11 protein-coding genes are annotated in these 14,839 nt (G+C 38.2%); 3 read left to right on the forward strand and 8 right to left on the reverse strand.

The features are described 5' to 3' along the window. Positions 1–111: 111 nt before the first annotated feature. A complete protein-coding gene (locus BR87_RS06290) occupies positions 112–1,140 on the forward strand; it encodes an LCP family glycopolymer transferase (protein WP_051929703.1) in 1,029 nt (342 codons plus the stop codon). Positions 1,141–1,212: 72 nt separating this feature from the next. Here BR87_RS06290 and BR87_RS06295 read toward each other — a convergent pair whose 3' ends face one another. The 3 genes from BR87_RS06295 to nagA are packed head-to-tail and all read right to left on the reverse strand — an operon-like array spanning position 1,213 to position 3,799. Further along, positions 1,213–1,926 carry a GntR family transcriptional regulator gene (locus BR87_RS06295; RefSeq protein ID WP_035030012.1) on the reverse strand — a complete coding sequence of 238 codons (714 nt, stop codon included), beginning with the start codon at positions 1,924–1,926 and terminating at the stop codon, positions 1,213–1,215. 10 nt (positions 1,927–1,936) lie between these two features. Beyond that, positions 1,937–2,641, reverse strand: coding sequence for a glucosamine-6-phosphate deaminase (locus BR87_RS06300; protein ID WP_035030015.1), 705 nt, complete (start codon positions 2,639–2,641; stop codon positions 1,937–1,939). A 21-nt stretch (positions 2,642–2,662) separates the two neighbouring features. Continuing rightward, positions 2,663–3,799 (reverse strand): N-acetylglucosamine-6-phosphate deacetylase, encoded by a 1,137-nt coding sequence (gene nagA, locus BR87_RS06305; RefSeq protein ID WP_035030017.1) that lies wholly within the window; start codon positions 3,797–3,799, stop codon positions 2,663–2,665. Positions 3,800–4,060: 261 nt separating this feature from the next. Between nagA and BR87_RS06310 the strand changes: the two genes are divergently transcribed. Together BR87_RS06310 and BR87_RS06315 are read left to right on the forward strand one after the other, a co-directional pair. Continuing rightward, complete coding sequence (locus BR87_RS06310) at positions 4,061–5,464, forward strand: ISLre2 family transposase (protein WP_051929705.1); 1,404 nt, start codon at positions 4,061–4,063, stop codon at positions 5,462–5,464. Positions 5,465–5,804: 340 nt separating this feature from the next. Continuing rightward, positions 5,805–7,190: an ISNCY family transposase gene (locus BR87_RS06315; protein ID WP_035030019.1), complete on the forward strand. Its 1,386-nt coding sequence runs from the start codon at positions 5,805–5,807 to the stop codon at positions 7,188–7,190. A gap of 120 nt (positions 7,191–7,310) precedes the next feature. Here the strand turns inward: BR87_RS06315 and BR87_RS06320 are convergent, their stop codons facing one another. The 5 genes from BR87_RS06320 to BR87_RS06340 all read right to left on the reverse strand — a co-directional run bounded on the left by BR87_RS06320 (position 7,311) and on the right by BR87_RS06340 (position 14,670). Beyond that, complete coding sequence (locus BR87_RS06320) at positions 7,311–9,224, reverse strand: LTA synthase family protein (RefSeq protein WP_084683576.1); 1,914 nt, start codon at positions 9,222–9,224, stop codon at positions 7,311–7,313. Positions 9,225–9,265: 41 nt separating this feature from the next. After that, positions 9,266–10,225 carry a glycosyltransferase family 2 protein gene (locus BR87_RS06325; RefSeq protein WP_035030021.1) on the reverse strand — a complete coding sequence of 320 codons (960 nt, stop codon included), beginning with the start codon at positions 10,223–10,225 and terminating at the stop codon, positions 9,266–9,268. A gap of 79 nt (positions 10,226–10,304) precedes the next feature. Further along, a complete protein-coding gene (nadE, locus tag BR87_RS06330) occupies positions 10,305–11,132 on the reverse strand; it encodes an ammonia-dependent NAD(+) synthetase (protein ID WP_035030023.1) in 828 nt (275 codons plus the stop codon). A 414-nt stretch (positions 11,133–11,546) separates the two neighbouring features. Continuing rightward, positions 11,547–13,013 (reverse strand): nicotinate phosphoribosyltransferase, encoded by a 1,467-nt coding sequence (locus BR87_RS06335; RefSeq protein ID WP_035030025.1) that lies wholly within the window; start codon positions 13,011–13,013, stop codon positions 11,547–11,549. A gap of 247 nt (positions 13,014–13,260) precedes the next feature. Further along, positions 13,261–14,670, reverse strand: coding sequence for an ISLre2 family transposase (locus BR87_RS06340; RefSeq protein WP_035027845.1), 1,410 nt, complete (start codon positions 14,668–14,670; stop codon positions 13,261–13,263). Positions 14,671–14,839 lie beyond the last annotated feature (169 nt).

Below are 14,839 nucleotides of genomic sequence, written 5' to 3' on the forward strand. Positions count from 1 at the left end.
TTAATTCCTATTTTAACCTAATTATACAAACTTAATTCCAATATTACAATTGCATTCTGTTAAGGAATCAACTACACTTATAAGAAACTATGAAGATATAGGAGTAAAATGATGCGTTTAAATCGAATGAAAGAAAAGAAAAAAAAGAAACGAACTTATACTTTTCTGATTGCACTTGCTGTCCTCATCTTAGCTGGAGCAGTCTATGTTACTTACTTAGCCTTATCTACTGGCGACTTTTTGGATACGATCCAAGGAAATGATTTGCCAGAAACTGCTATGAATGCTGATGAAAAAATTGTTTTATCTAATAAAGATCCTTTTTCTGTTTTATTATTAGGAGTTGACAAACGACCGGGAGACATCGGTCGCGCTGATTCCATTATGGTTGCTACAATCAATCCGGAAACAGAAGATGTACGGCTGCTTTCTATTCCCCGCGATACTCGCGTAACGTTGCCTAATGGCGAAGTTGATAAAATCAATGCAAGTTATGCTTATGGCGGAATACCAATGACAGTCGAAACAGTTGAAAGTCTGTTGCAGATTCCTATTCACTATTATGCTCAAATCAATATGCAAGGTTTAGTTACACTTGTTGATGCACTTGGAGGCGTAACAGTTGATTCTCCCTTAGAATTTGATGTCCAAGATATCGATGATAAAGAAGGCGAGATCCACATCGACAAAGGCATTCAAAAATTGAATGGAGATCAAGCTTTAGGTTATGCACGGATGCGTTATGATGATCCGGAAGGCGATTGGGGCAGACAAAAACGTCAACGAGAAGTAGTCACTGAAATTATTAATGAGACTATTTCAATTAAAAGTTTGACTAATTTTAGTAAAATTTTTAATGCTGTTGGCCCTAATATCAAAACCAATTTCAAAGGACGTGACTTATGGGCTATCGCAACCAACTACACCAATGCTGCCCAACACATTGAAACCTTGCAATTAGAAGGCGTAGAAGAGTATGAATACTTTCCAAGTTATGGACAAGATGTCTTCCTCTGGAAACCAGACGAAGAAAAATTAGTTGAGCTGCAACAAAACCTTAGACAGCATTTAAATCTGGATCAAACAGATTCTAGTGAATTTTCAGGATTTTCTTCAAGTTCAGCTGTTCTTTCAGAATAAACCCTAATTAAAAACAGTTCAGCGATAAGAACATTTTCTTATCGCTGAACTGTTTTTTCTATGAAAAAAGGTTTATTTGTTTTTTTCAAGATAAAATTCAAACCGTTCGCCGACATATTGAGAACGGACATATTCAAAGGGCAGACCTTCTGTTGAATAACTGATTTGTTTCAACCGTAATATGGCTTCTCCCCGTTTGATTTCTAAATATTCAGCAATTCTTTCCGAAGCCAGCATAGCTGAAACGGTCTGTTCTGCATGACCAACACGCAATCCTTTTTCATTTTCTAAAGCCTTATACAGAGAGCGCGTAATTTCTAATTTACTTAAATGTTCTACTAAATTGAACGGGATAGTGGCTACTTCAAAACAGATTGGAAGATCATCTGCATACCGAATCCGTTCCATTCTTAAAACAAGCGTTTCTTCAGTCAACTTTAAGTTCTCGGCTTCGCTTACACTTGCCGACTTCACATGATACGAAATCGTTTTGCTAGTAGGTTTTTTCCCTTGAGACAGCATGATGTCAGTAAAACTCGCAATCCCCACCATACTTTCCTGCACCTTCTTACTTGATACATATGTCCCGGATCCTACTTTTCGTTCCAAGATTCCTTCATCCACTAAAGTTTGAACGGCTTGTCTTAACGTCATCCGGCTAACCTTAAACTGGAGAGCGAGGTCTCTTTCAGAAGGAATGCGTTCGCCAACTTTCCAAACACCTTCTTCTATGTCTTTACGCATTTGGTTATGAATTTGAATGTAAATTGGTGTTTCCTTCCCCATCTTCCCCCTCCTAGTGTTGGATTAATTTAGCAGCTGCTTCATCTACAATAATAACTACATTTGGGTGTTGTTGCAAAACACTAGCCGGTACTTCTGTTGTAACAGGACCTTCAATTGTATGTTTAATAGCTTCAGCTTTTTCTTCACCAAATGCCATTAAAATAATTTTTTTAGCAGAGAGAATATTTTTGATTCCCATTGAGTAAGCAAAACGAGGTACTTCTTCAACTGTATCAAAATTACGTTTATTCGATTCGATGGTTGAATCTGTTAAAGCTACCTTTCGTGTGGTTGAATCAAATGAAGTTCCTGGTTCATTGAATCCAATATGAGCATTCGTTCCAATTCCCAAAATTTGAATATCGATCGGATGTTCTGCAATAATTTGGTTGTAACGGGCAGGTTCACTGTTTTCATCTGCTAATCCGTCTGGCACGTAAGTTTCTTTAAATGGTTTATGTGAAAAAAGTTGTTCTTGCATAAAGTAATGGTAACTTTGAGGATTTTCTGGCGACAAGCCAAAATATTCGTCTAAGTTGATAGAAGTCATATCGGTAAAGTCAAGGTCACTGGCTACCATTTCTTTATATAAAGTCACAGGTGTACTGCCGGTTGCCAAGCCCAATACTTTAGCGTCTTGTTTCATACCTTCTTTGATCAATTCAAATGCTTTTTTTCCGCCTTCGATGTTATCTTTTACAATAATCGTTTCCATTCTTTTCCCATCCTTCACTTCTTAATTTTTTAAAACCAGTTCACCAAAACTAATGGTTTGTTCAAGATTTAGATCTTGATCAAACACTACCATATCTGCATCTTTTCCGACTTCTAACGTTCCTTTTTGGGTTAAGCCAAATTCTTTTGCTTGGTTGACTGAACTCATTTTGACTGCATCTTCAATTCTGCAGCCTGTAAAGGCCATCATATTTTTAAAAGCATCTTTGAATTGCAATACACTGCCGGCTAATGTGCCATCTGCCAACCGGGCTTGTTTGTCTTTTACGAAAACTTTTTGTCCGCCAAGCTCACTCTCTCCATCTGGCATACCCTTAGCCCGCATCGAATCTGTAATCAACTCAATATGATCTGGACCTAGGATTTGATAAGCAATGTTTACCATATCCGGAGCAATATGGTAACCGTCGACAATCATTTCAGAATATAGTTTTTCTAAAAAGGCATGTCCTGTCACACCTGGCTCGCGATGGTGCAATCCTCTTTGAGCGTTATACAAATGAGTAACATGAGAAGCTTTTGAATCCATCAATTGGGCGCGTGTTGCATTGCTGTGCCCCACTGAAAGGACAATGTTGTGATCCACACAATATTTTTCGAACTCAGTTGCATCACTCGTCTCTGGAGCATAGGTGACTAAGCGAATCAAACCACCGCTTAAGTCATTCCATTTACGCATCATTGCGGCGTCTGGAATTTTAATGTACTCTTCTGGTTGTGCTCCTTTAAAATCAACCGAAACAAATGGGCCTTCAAGATGGATTCCTTGGATGACCGGATTGCGTTCAGCTGCTTCTTTAATAGCTACCATTGCTTTTTCAATATTTTGATACGACTGAGTCATTGTAGTCGCAAAATAGGAAGTGATGCCTTCTTGCTGCATTTTGTGTACCATTTGATCGATTTCTTCTGGGTTCCCGTCCATACTGTCCCAGCCATAACCGCCGTGACTGTGCACATCAATAAATCCAGGGACAATTATTTTTCCTGCTGCATCTATTATCGTATCCCCTTCAGCTTCTTTAAAATCAGCCATTTCACCAATGTCCAAAATAGTTTTTGCGCAACGGACAAAACCCTTTTCAATCTTTTCTGTTCCCGTATAAAGAGTTGCATTTATCCATACAGTTGTTCCCATGTAAGCCCTCCTTTATTTAATCACTTTTTATTATAAATGGTCTAGACCATAAGTCAAGCAGAATATCATTCCTTCAGTTTGAGTATCATTCGAACGTGATAATGTCCTAAGCTTAGTGTAAAATTTTTGGTGGTAGAGAATTTAAAACATTCAAAGCCGAACAATTCTTGTTTTTTATGAAATTGACAAAAAAAGAGGAAAGTCATTACAATACAATTATAGGTTCGTACGCCTAAATATAATCGTAGAGGATGACTTTCCATGGAAATTAGTTTAACAGAAATTATCGAAATAATAAAGGGTTCCAATGATGGAATCGATGCAGAAAGAAAATTACAAGTTTATTTTTCAAATAAAATCAGCGACATTATGCAGCTTATTTTAGAGTATATCGATGATGGATTAGCAGAAGAATATAAGAAACAAGGCTATAGAATCGAGAAAAGAGATCTTCGTACGATTCAGTTTCTTTTTGGAAAAGTTACATTCAAGCGAAGAAGAATGAAAAAAGAAATGGAAAAAGCACTTTATCCATTAGATAAAGAAATGGGCTTTATTTCAAGAGAAACCTTCTCTCCTCTTCTTTTACGGAACATTGCGGAGATCGCCTCCGGCACAGTATTAAGAAAAACAGCACAAGCAACGGCCTTATTAACGCCTTTTACGATCAGCCATACAAAAGTCAAAGCCGTCTTGGATACAGTGGGAGAGTTTCAACAGAATTACACAGAAAATCATCTTTTAGACGTCACTAAACTGACTGAGCCGAAAGAGAAAAAGAACGTTCCTTTCCTGTACATAGAAGGCGATGGGCTGATGTATAAAGAAATCAAAAAGAAACGTGGAGAGATCCATCGGATCCAAATTGCCGAAGGAGTCGAAAAAAACGGCAAACGAACTCGTTTAACAGGAACGCATTACTTCTCTTCCACAGACAGTACTGAAGTGGCTTGGAGTCTCGTGCAAAACTACCTTTATCTCAACTATGACTTAACGAATACGCTTGTCATTTCAAACAGTGATGGAGGTTCTGGATATGAATTCGATAAATTTAATGCGGTCGTTCAAGGCTGCTTGCGTCATGAACATGTACGAGATACGTATCATGTGAATCAAAAGATCAAACAACGACTGAACTTCGTTCCTGAGTTACAATCTCCTCTAAAAAAAGCCATCCAAGATCACGAGCGGGAAGCAGTCTCAGCTGTTTTAGATACAGCTGAGAGTATCATCGGAGACGAACAAGCAGCCCAACTAGAAGAGCAAATCAGACGATTAAGAGGCTACCTTTCAAGAAACTGGGAGTATTTGACGCCCATTTATAAACGAGGGCTGGGAGAAGCAGCTCACGGTATTGGAACTTGTGAGAGCAACCACCGTCCTTATAGCTATCGTGTAAAAGGCCAAGGAAAGTATTGGTCTAAAAAAGGACTGACCCATGTCGTTTATGTGATCGAGGGTTTAAAAAACGGAACTTTAGATCGAGCCATCATTGAACAGCAGCCGGAGTATAAGAAACAAGCCAGTGCGTCTTATAAAGCTGCCCTTAAGGCAGCCCATAAAAAAGTACCCCACCAAACTCATGAGGGTGTCCGTCATGGATCGATTCCTCATGTAAGTCGTTCCAGCAGCACGGGAAACTTGAGTGCTATTTTTAACTATTAACCAGCAAAAGAGTGGAGATCGTGCTGTGCACGATACGACTCGGTTCTTGATAAGGGGTTTTCCCTTGGTAGACTGATGGCAGAGACGTGTTTAAATTTTTTAAAAGGAATAGGTAATAGGGTTCAAGGGAAATGGGCCCCCTTGTCAAGGATTTGCGAGAAAACAACAAATAAAAATCGAACAAAACAGCGACAAACGCTATAATTGTTAGAGATAAAAAGTGATTTCATCTTTTTTGTAATTTTACCGAGAATATCTTGACACTAACTGTCCTAAGTAGGTCGAAGCATAAAATGTCCCAAAATGATAAAATAAACTCATGAAAAGGATCATGCTAACGATGAATGAAGATAAAAAATATAAAGTAATAAAAGCTGTGGCAGAAAAAAGAAAGGAAAAAAAGAGAGCTTGTGTTGAACTTGGGCTCTCGACGAGGCAAGTCAACAGATTGATTCAAGACTATCAAAAAGGAGGAAAAGCTATTTTTTCACACGGTAACAGAGGAAAAACGGCTAAGCACGCTGTGCCAAAGGAAACAAAAAAACAAGTGGTCGAGCTCTATCAAAGTTTTAAGATACAGCCTAATGTGAAGCATTTTACTGAAATTCTGAAGGAGGATTATGACATCTGTTACACCGATACGACTATTCGTCGTATTTTATATCAAGCGAATATTTTATCACCTAAAACCCAAAGAAAAACGCGTAAGAAAATAAAAGCTCGAATCAAAGCTAAATCGATGAAAGGAGAAAAAAAGGCTGAGAACCCATTGGTTCCAAGAGCCGAAGATCAAATGGAGTTACCCGAAAAAAGCCATCCCAGCCGTCCTAGAAAGAAATATCAGGGGGAGCTTATTCAAATGGATGCCAGTTCCTATAACTGGTTTGGTAAAGAGGTGACACATCTTCATTTAGCTATTGATGACGCTTCTGGTAATATCGTTGGGGCTTATTTCGATACGCAAGAAACACTCAAGGGTTATTATCATGTGCTCAATCAGATTCTAACGAAACAAGGCATTCCCTTAGCTTTTTTGACAGATAAACGAACGGTTTTTGAATACACATCAAAAGCCATGAGAGCGGTTGAAGAAGATACATTTACCCAGTTCGGGTTTGCCTGTCATCAACTCGGTATTGAGATTAGAACTTCATCTATTCCACAAGCTAAAGGACGTGTAGAGCGCTTAAACGGGACTGTTCAATCGCGACTTCCTGTAGATTTAGAATTAGCTGGAATACAATCTATTGAGGAAGCCAATCATTTTTTAACGAAATGGGTTAGAACTTTCAATAAGAAGTTTGGTCATAAAACGAAGGAATCCATTTATGAAAAGGCACCAACTAAATCTGAAATCAATTTGTTATTAGCACGAGTAGCGAATAGAAAAGTGGATAGTGGGCATCATATTCGTTATCAAAATAACTACTACCTGCCTACGGAAGGTAGTGAAGATAAATACTTCACACGAAAATCAAAGGTGCTAATTATCGAAGCGTTTAATGGAGATATCTATGTAAATATAGCTGAAAAAATATACACAACAAGGAGCCTGAAAGAGCATGACTATTACTCAAAAGAGTTTGATCCGATTCCAGAGCAAAAAAAAGAAAGACGCCAGTATATTCCCCCACAATCTCACCCGTGGAAACTAGAATCTTTCAAAAGATATCTTCGCAGTGTCGGAAAAACACTCGAAGAGTACGAAGCTGAACAAACAGCTTAAGGCTAATTTTAACAAATTCAGTCACATTAATGCAAGCTTTTGCGAAGTAAAAGCTTGCATTAATGTGACTCTTGGTTTTGGGACATTTTTACTTTCGCTTGACAGCAGAATATCATTCCTTCAGTTTGAGAAAAAATTTTGCTCTTTGCTGTAGTTTTTCCCGATCATAACATCGTATTGCAGCAAATCATATTCTGCTAAAATTTGCTGCGTTTTCGCAGACAAGTCAAGACGTTCTTGTTTTGGCTCTTGATCGTTGTCTTCCAAATAAATCCCTTTTTCAAAAGCTGGCAATGTTTGTTCTAAAGCCATCAACAGTGCATGATAAGGCGAAACTGGAGCGTTCGCTACTTTTAACACATGGTTCATAAAATAAATAGGGCTGATGGTTCCAAGTGCTTCTTTTTCGGTCTTTCTGGAAGAAGCGATCAGCAAAGGCGTCTGGTGCATCGTTAATTCACTGTTGGCGCCTAAAACTTCTTCGCCATAAAAACCGGGCAAGTGATCGCCCCAAAAGACAACGATTGTTTCTTGATCAAACTTTTTCAGATCTTTCAAAAAATCTGCTAATGCAGTATCGCTATAAGCTATCCCTTGATAGTAATGAGCTGCTTCATTATTATCGGCTGTTCCTTGTGCAGAAAACGTTGTAGAAGGATAATTTTGGCCATACGGCATATGATTTTGCATGGTCACTAAATGAATAAAATCTGCTTCTTTTGTTTGGTTTAACTGTTTGATCACTTCTTGGTAAGCCGATCGATCAGAAATATAGGAATTATTTTCAATTGTCTGATGATACGTCATCGTTTGATCGTATAAAAATGTATCAAATCCCATCTCACTGTAGACTTGTTTGCGTTTGTACATTGAAGTGTTATATGGATGAATAGCAGTAGTCTGATGTCCTGTTTCTTTTAAATACGTTACGAGTGACGGCAATTCTTTCATACGAGTCGCCATCTGAGTATAAGGGGTACTTAAATTAGGCGCAAAAGGTTCCATTGACAAACCTGTTAAGGCTTCAAATTCTATATTTGCCGTTCCGCCGCCATACCCTTGGGACAACATTTCCCCACTTGTCTCTTGGCTCATCAGCTGTCTGATTTGAGGCAAGGGATCATCAGATACGTCAACACCGTTTAATTGAGTAGGATCTGAAAAACTTTCGTTCATAACATAGACAATATTTACGTCATCCAACTTGCTCGTTCTTGTTTGATTGATCTGCTCTGCTTGTTTTTGGTATTTGGTAACGAGTTGTTCTATTCTTTTTTTCGAATAATCGGCTGGCTGCTCCATTGGCGTAACATTTAAATTGTATAAAAAGCCGCCAACAAAACCATTATTGTAGTAGTTCATTTCTTGGCTGTAAGGAATCCAGTAAGCATAATCGTTATAAGCTGCTTTAACTAAATTTCCAGAATCGTTAAATCCATAAACATAGGCCAGCAAACCACTGGATAATAGCCATACTCCTATTCTAATTATTCTGTAAATGGACTTATGGTGCGAGTCTTTTTGTTTTACTCGTTTACGAGACTGTTTAATTAGCCAATAAATGACAGCTAAGCTGATTATGAATAAGAATAGGATAGACAACACTGTTTTGCCGTTTACCATTTGAAGTAAAAAAGGCAAATTGGTCAACATAGAAAAATCAGATGGGTACATCGGTTCTTCACGCAGCAGCATCTTTTGTTGAGTTGCAATGCCTAATGAAATAGACAACAAAAATAAGAGAATCATCCCGACTCGCCGACTGCCGATGAGCGCTGAAAACCAGAGATAAAGAACGAATAAGACACTGGTTCCTAGTAAAAATAATTCTGTATGCCAATGAACCATAAACAACCAAGCCAGTTCAAAACTAAATTGGTTTTGAAAAACTTGTAACAAAAAATTTGAAAAAACAGCTCCCAACATTCCAACGGCCAACGTAATGCCTATTTCTTTTACTACCTGATTAAATGATCCGCGGGAAACTGAGCTGTTCTCTTTTGGTTTCAGTGGCCTACGGGAATTTCTTTCCATTTTTTCATCCCTTCTTTACTGCAAAAAATCTGCATACTTCGCTACTGCTTTTTTTCTTTTTCAGTTTGATCTGTTTCTTTTAAAATATATAATGGTCGTCTTTTCGTTTCTAAATACGTTTTTCCTAAATACTTTCCTACAATCCCTAAACAAAATAACTGAAGACCACCAACCGCAAGCATGATCGTTACTAATGAAGGCCACCCTGCTGTCGGGTCTCCAAAGATCAAAGCTCGAACAACAATAAACAGCAAGAAAAACATCGCTGCCAGAAAGGAAAACAACCCAATAAATGAAGCAAAAGTTAAAGGAAATTCAGAAAAATTAATGATGGCTTCTAAAGAATAATTGAATAATCCCCAAAAAGACCAAGACGTTTTTCCAGCTACCCGTTCTTTATTTTCATAAGGCAAATAATAGGTTTCAAATCCTACCCAGCTAAAAATGCCTTTTGAAAAACGATTTACTTCACCAAGCGAAAGAACGGCTTCTACCATTCTTCTGGTCATTAAGCGATAATCTCTAGCGCCATCCACAAATTCTGTATCAGAAATGCGATTCATCAATCGATAAAAGCAATTCGCAAAAAAAGAACGAATAGGAGGTTCCCCATTGCGCGTTATGCGCCGGGTACCAATACAGTCATATTCCTTCGTCCGCAATAACTCCAGCATTTCCGGCAACAATTCAGGCGGATCTTGCAGATCGGCATCCATTACTGCAATATAATCACCTGTAGCATACTGCAATCCAGCTATTAAAGCCGCTTCTTTTCCGAAATTTCTGGAAAAGGATAAGTAATGAACTCGTTTTGTATCTTGTGCTGCAAATTTTTTAAGAGTATTTAATGTCTGATCTTTTGAACCATCATCTATAAAAATATACTCAATGTCTGCCTGTTTAAGGTTTTTGCGGGTCTCCTCTAAAGCTGCATAGAAAAAAGGCAAAGCCAGTTCTTCATTAAAACAAGGAACAACAATTGAGATTTGTTCTATTTTCACGGTTTTCTCCCTTTCTTCCTATCTAAAAAAACAAGCTATTCCAGTTTGAATTATTTAGCGGAATAGCTGTTACCTTTCTTTATTTCCAAAAATCATCAAAGAGAGAAATAGGCAAATGACGCTTGTGCTGAGTTTTCAAATACCATGTTTCTATTTGTGCTGCAACTGTCGGATCTACTTCTTTTCCTTCAAGGTAGTTGTCAATGTCTTCATAGGTAACACCTAAAGCTACTTCATCTGCTATTCCCGGTTTATTTTCTTCTAAATCAGCTGTCGGGATTTTCAAATACAAATGTTCTGGGGCTCCCAATGCTTGCAGCAATGCTCTTCCTTGTCGTTTATTCAATCGAGTCAACGGTGTAAGATCTGAAGCACCATCGCCAAATTTAGTATAAAAACCGGTTACTGCTTCAGCAGCATGATCCGTTCCAATTACTGCACCTTGACGCATCCCAGCAACAGCATATTGAACAATCATCCGTTGGCGAGCTTTGATATTCCCCTTAACGAAATCGCTTACCTCTACACCGGTTTCTTTTAAGGTTTGAACCGTTGCATCGACTGCTGGTTTGATATTAACTCGTATGCTTTCATCTGCTCCAATAAACGCTACTGCATCAATTGCATCTTGCTCATCAGCTTGTTCACCGTAAGGCAAGCGGATCGCAATAAAGCGGTAATCAGAATCTCCTGTTTCTTTGCGCATTTCAGCCATAGCCATTTGGCTTAATTTTCCTCCAAGTGTTGAATCTTGCCCTCCGCTGATTCCTAATACTAAGGTTTTTAAAAACGGATTTTTACGCAAGTACGTTTTTAGAAAATCAATACTTTTTCGTATTTCTAACTGTACATTGATTTCCGGAGCTACGTGCATTTCTTTAATGATTTGATTTTGTAATTTTGTCATTTATTCCGCCCTCATTTCATCTATTTTCTATTATTTTAGTATAGCATAATTCATGCAACGGCTCTATTTTTTCAATTTATCTACAAAAAAAATGCTCCCTTTCTCTTGAGTAAAATAGGAAAATGAGGACATTTTTTTGTTAATAGCAAGATCTTATTGATTTAATCGGAAATAGATAGGATTTTTACACTCGTTATCGTATTCAAAAAAATTTACGTGCCTTAAGTAATAGCATGTATTACACTTAGGGCACGTAAAAGCGATTTGCCTACCTTAACGATTGAATGTTAAGTGACTTATGGTCCTTAAAAGAGGTCGGAACGCCCTACCCTCTATATTTCATGCTAATTTCAATTTATCTATAAAAAAAAGAACCCTTTAGAGGTTCTTTTTTTTAGGATCCGTTAAACAGGTTTATTGAATTTGTTGATTGATACTTTTACGTATGGCTGCAATGGAATTCATCTTATGATCCCAAGCAGTTTGCGACAAGTCAACAGGATAAGCCTCAGGGTTTAAGCTGCGCTTGTATTCTTCCCATAATGAATTCAAACTGGCAATCGCATATTCTTTGATTTCTCCAAGAGTCGGCAAAGAATAAACCAGTTCCCCTTCAGCAATGATTTCTTTTAATAAAGGACGGGCTGTAAAGTTTGTAACCGTTTTGTTGATATAGGTATGCACCGGATGGAACATAAACAATTCTTTTGCTTCATCCGGTTTTTCTTCCCATAACGTAATATAATCTCCTTCAGATTTTCCGTCATCGTTTCCAGTGATCCGCCATACCTGTTTTTTCCCAGGCGTAGATACTTTTTCAGCGTTGCTGGAGATTTTCATGGTATCTACCATTTTGCCATTTTCGTCTTCAATGGAAACTAATTTATATACTGCACCTAACGCTGGTTGGTCATATGCCGTAATCAATTTTGTTCCGACACCCCAAACGTCTATTTTAGCTCCTTGCATTCGTAAGTTTAAAATTGTTTTTTCATCTAAATCATTAGATGCGTAAATTTTAGCTTCGGGAAATCCAGCTTCATCTAATTGTTGGCGAACTTTTTTTGAAATATAGGCCATATCACCACTATCTAAGCGAACGCCTAAAAAATTGATTTTGTCGCCCATTTCTTTCGCTACTTTAATAGCCGTCGGTACACCGGATTTCAACGTATCATACGTGTCTATTAAGAATACACAGTCTTTATGCGTCATTGCGTAAGCTTTAAACGCATCGTAGTCATTCCGATATACTTGTACCAATGAGTGCGCATGTGTTCCGCTTGCTGGGATATTAAATATTTTAGCCGCACGAACGTTGCTTGTGGCATCACAACCGCCGATATAAGCCGCTCTAGTTCCCCAAATCGCCGCATCCATTTCTTGCGCTCTTCTTGAACCAAATTCCAATACCGGATCACTTCCAACAACAGATTTGATTTGAGAAGCTTTCGTTGCAATCAATGTTTGAAAATTAACAATATTTAAAATAGCTGTTTCAACAAACTGACAATCGAATAAAGGGCCTTCCACTTGGAGGATCGGTTCATTAGCAAAAACAACTTCTCCTTCAATCATCGAACGGATAGTCCCTCTAAATTTGAACTCAGCAAGGTAATTTAAAAAGTCTTCTGGATATTGTCCCACTTCCCGCAAATAGCTGATATCCGATTCTGAAAAGGTCAAGTTTTTTATATATGTTACGACGCGTTCCAGACCAGCAAAAACAGCATAACCACTTTCAAAGGGATTATTTCTAAAGTAGCACTCAAATATAGCATGTTTATCTGCTTTTCCTAGCTCCCAATACGTTTGCATCATATTAATTTGATACAAATCTGTATGTAATGCCCAGCTATCATCTGGATAAATCCTGTTCATGTTATTCGCTCCCAACTACTGATTTACTTTCTTACTTATCGTCCTTCATCATACCATAAATTAGCAAAAAACACTTTTCAGAAACTATTTTGTTTGTGTCAAGTTTTTCTCGAGCGTCCTATTCCTTCACTAGTTTAGGCACTCTATTTTTGTACACCCATCAGCTACCGCACGGCTCCGCCGCTTGCTGGCCCATCTTTTGGAAGAACGTTCCTAAAACCAGGAACCTTCTCCCAAAAGACAGGAATTAACGAAAACTTTTAATTAATTGTCCTATTGCCGATGAACGAGAGGCATACAATGGAATGATCCCATTCTTTGCCCCGACTGACTGCCGTGTTTTCTCATGCAATAACGACGATAAACGAACCGTTTGGTTCAGCTTGCGTTGTTGTCTCGCACTTCTATTTTGTTGGTGAAGATAGTCTTCACGCAAGGTGTGATTGAACATCCCTTGTTTTACCTTTACCATAGCTTCGCAACCTTCTGCACTCCAATGCATTCCTCGCTTTTTCATGCGAAAAGAGATGTGTCGTTGATTCGACTCCATTGCGCCTAATCCTCTGGCGCCTTTCGGAGCCTGTTCTACTTTTTCGCGCCAATCGAAAATCCGATCCCAATTCCGTAAAACATAGGTTCTAAATGTATTCAGTTTTTCCACTGCTGCTGTTTCGTCTAACGTACTTTCATACGTATCCAGCCAAATAGTTAAATGATCTAAATCATGCGTCTTTAATGCTTGCTTGACCTGCTGTTTAAAAACGTTAGTTTTCACGCCAAATGCACGATTCAAGCCTTGGAAGACATGATAAGAGTCTAGCTGATTGAGAACGGGATAATTCGATTGAGAAAAAGCTTCTTGGAATCTATCTGCAGTATAGCCTTGTCCACCGTCACTATTGGTAATGACTTGGGCTTGTTGTAAGGCATAATGATTCGCTGTAAAGGCTTGAACCTCTGCCCAAAAACCAGCGGTTTTTTTAGTCGTCATAATGGCTTTAGGTTCCTTTAAGGAAACGCGTTTTCCGTTTTTATTCCAGCCTTCGTAAAGAATGGCATGACGAACTTCTAAGCTTTTTTTCTTTTCTGTTCCACGAACAAAAACGCCATCCGCTTCGGCATAGAAATAGTCCACTTTTTTCCCTTCTGGTAATTCAGCTGCTTCTTCTAGCTCCAATACGCTTTCTTCATCTTCACGTGCTTGTGCTGATCCAACGCGTTTAAGAAGACTGCCAACTGTTTGGTGGCTGATTGTGACAGCCGTCCATTCATTTAGCATAGTTGCAGTATCTCGATAAGTAGCTTTACTCGCCAACTCAGCCACTTTTACTTCTACTAATGGACTATGACGCTGATATTTTCGAATGCCTAACCACTCATCTAGTGGATAATGATTCTGATCCGTGTGATCTACCATTAAGGTACGATAGTACCGAACGGGACCGAAAATAAATTGGACCGTTTTCCAATCTTCTCGTTTCACTTTCCAACCTTCAAGTTGTTTCTCCTCTTTGATCACCTGATTGATATGAGTGAAGACATCTCCCACTAATTCAGAAAATACTTCATACATATAAACCTGAATAGCTTCTTCTGTCTCTATTAAATTGTTTGAATCCTTTATTATTTGGTAAACCTTTGATATAATCTTATTCATAAGAAGGCCTCTTTCAATTATGTATTTGCCGGTCAAGCATACATTTATGATAGAACGCCTTCTTTCTTTTTGCCAGTAAAAAATAATAATATCTCGAGAACTATTTTACACATACACTATTTTTCTGCCTAAAGCAACCTTCTTATTTCTTCTCTAATAAGTTTCCTCT

It is taken from the genome of Carnobacterium mobile DSM 4848 (assembly GCF_000744825.1).
Taxonomy (GTDB): Bacteria; Bacillota; Bacilli; order Lactobacillales; family Carnobacteriaceae; genus Carnobacterium_A; species Carnobacterium_A mobile.

What these genes read in the sequence shown, in the direction of transcription:
- BR87_RS06300 (WP_035030015.1), bottom strand. Translation starts at nt 2,641, where the DNA reads ATGGAAACGATTATTGTAAAAGATAACATCGAAGGCGGAAAAAAAGCA.
- nadE (WP_035030023.1), bottom strand. Translation starts at nt 11,132, where the DNA reads ATGACAAAATTACAAAATCAAATCATTAAAGAAATGCACGTAGCTCCG.
- BR87_RS06335 (WP_035030025.1), bottom strand. Translation starts at nt 13,013, where the DNA reads ATGAACAGGATTTATCCAGATGATAGCTGGGCATTACATACAGATTTG.
- BR87_RS06310 (WP_051929705.1), top strand. Translation starts at nt 4,061, where the DNA reads ATGGAAATTAGTTTAACAGAAATTATCGAAATAATAAAGGGTTCCAAT.
- BR87_RS06340 (WP_035027845.1), bottom strand. Translation starts at nt 14,670, where the DNA reads ATGAATAAGATTATATCAAAGGTTTACCAAATAATAAAGGATTCAAAC.
- BR87_RS06295 (WP_035030012.1), bottom strand. Translation starts at nt 1,926, where the DNA reads ATGGGGAAGGAAACACCAATTTACATTCAAATTCATAACCAAATGCGT.
- BR87_RS06290 (WP_051929703.1), top strand. Translation starts at nt 112, where the DNA reads ATGCGTTTAAATCGAATGAAAGAAAAGAAAAAAAAGAAACGAACTTAT.
- nagA (WP_035030017.1), bottom strand. Translation starts at nt 3,799, where the DNA reads ATGGGAACAACTGTATGGATAAATGCAACTCTTTATACGGGAACAGAA.
- BR87_RS06315 (WP_035030019.1), top strand. Translation starts at nt 5,805, where the DNA reads ATGAATGAAGATAAAAAATATAAAGTAATAAAAGCTGTGGCAGAAAAA.
- BR87_RS06320 (WP_084683576.1), bottom strand. Translation starts at nt 9,224, where the DNA reads ATGGAAAGAAATTCCCGTAGGCCACTGAAACCAAAAGAGAACAGCTCA.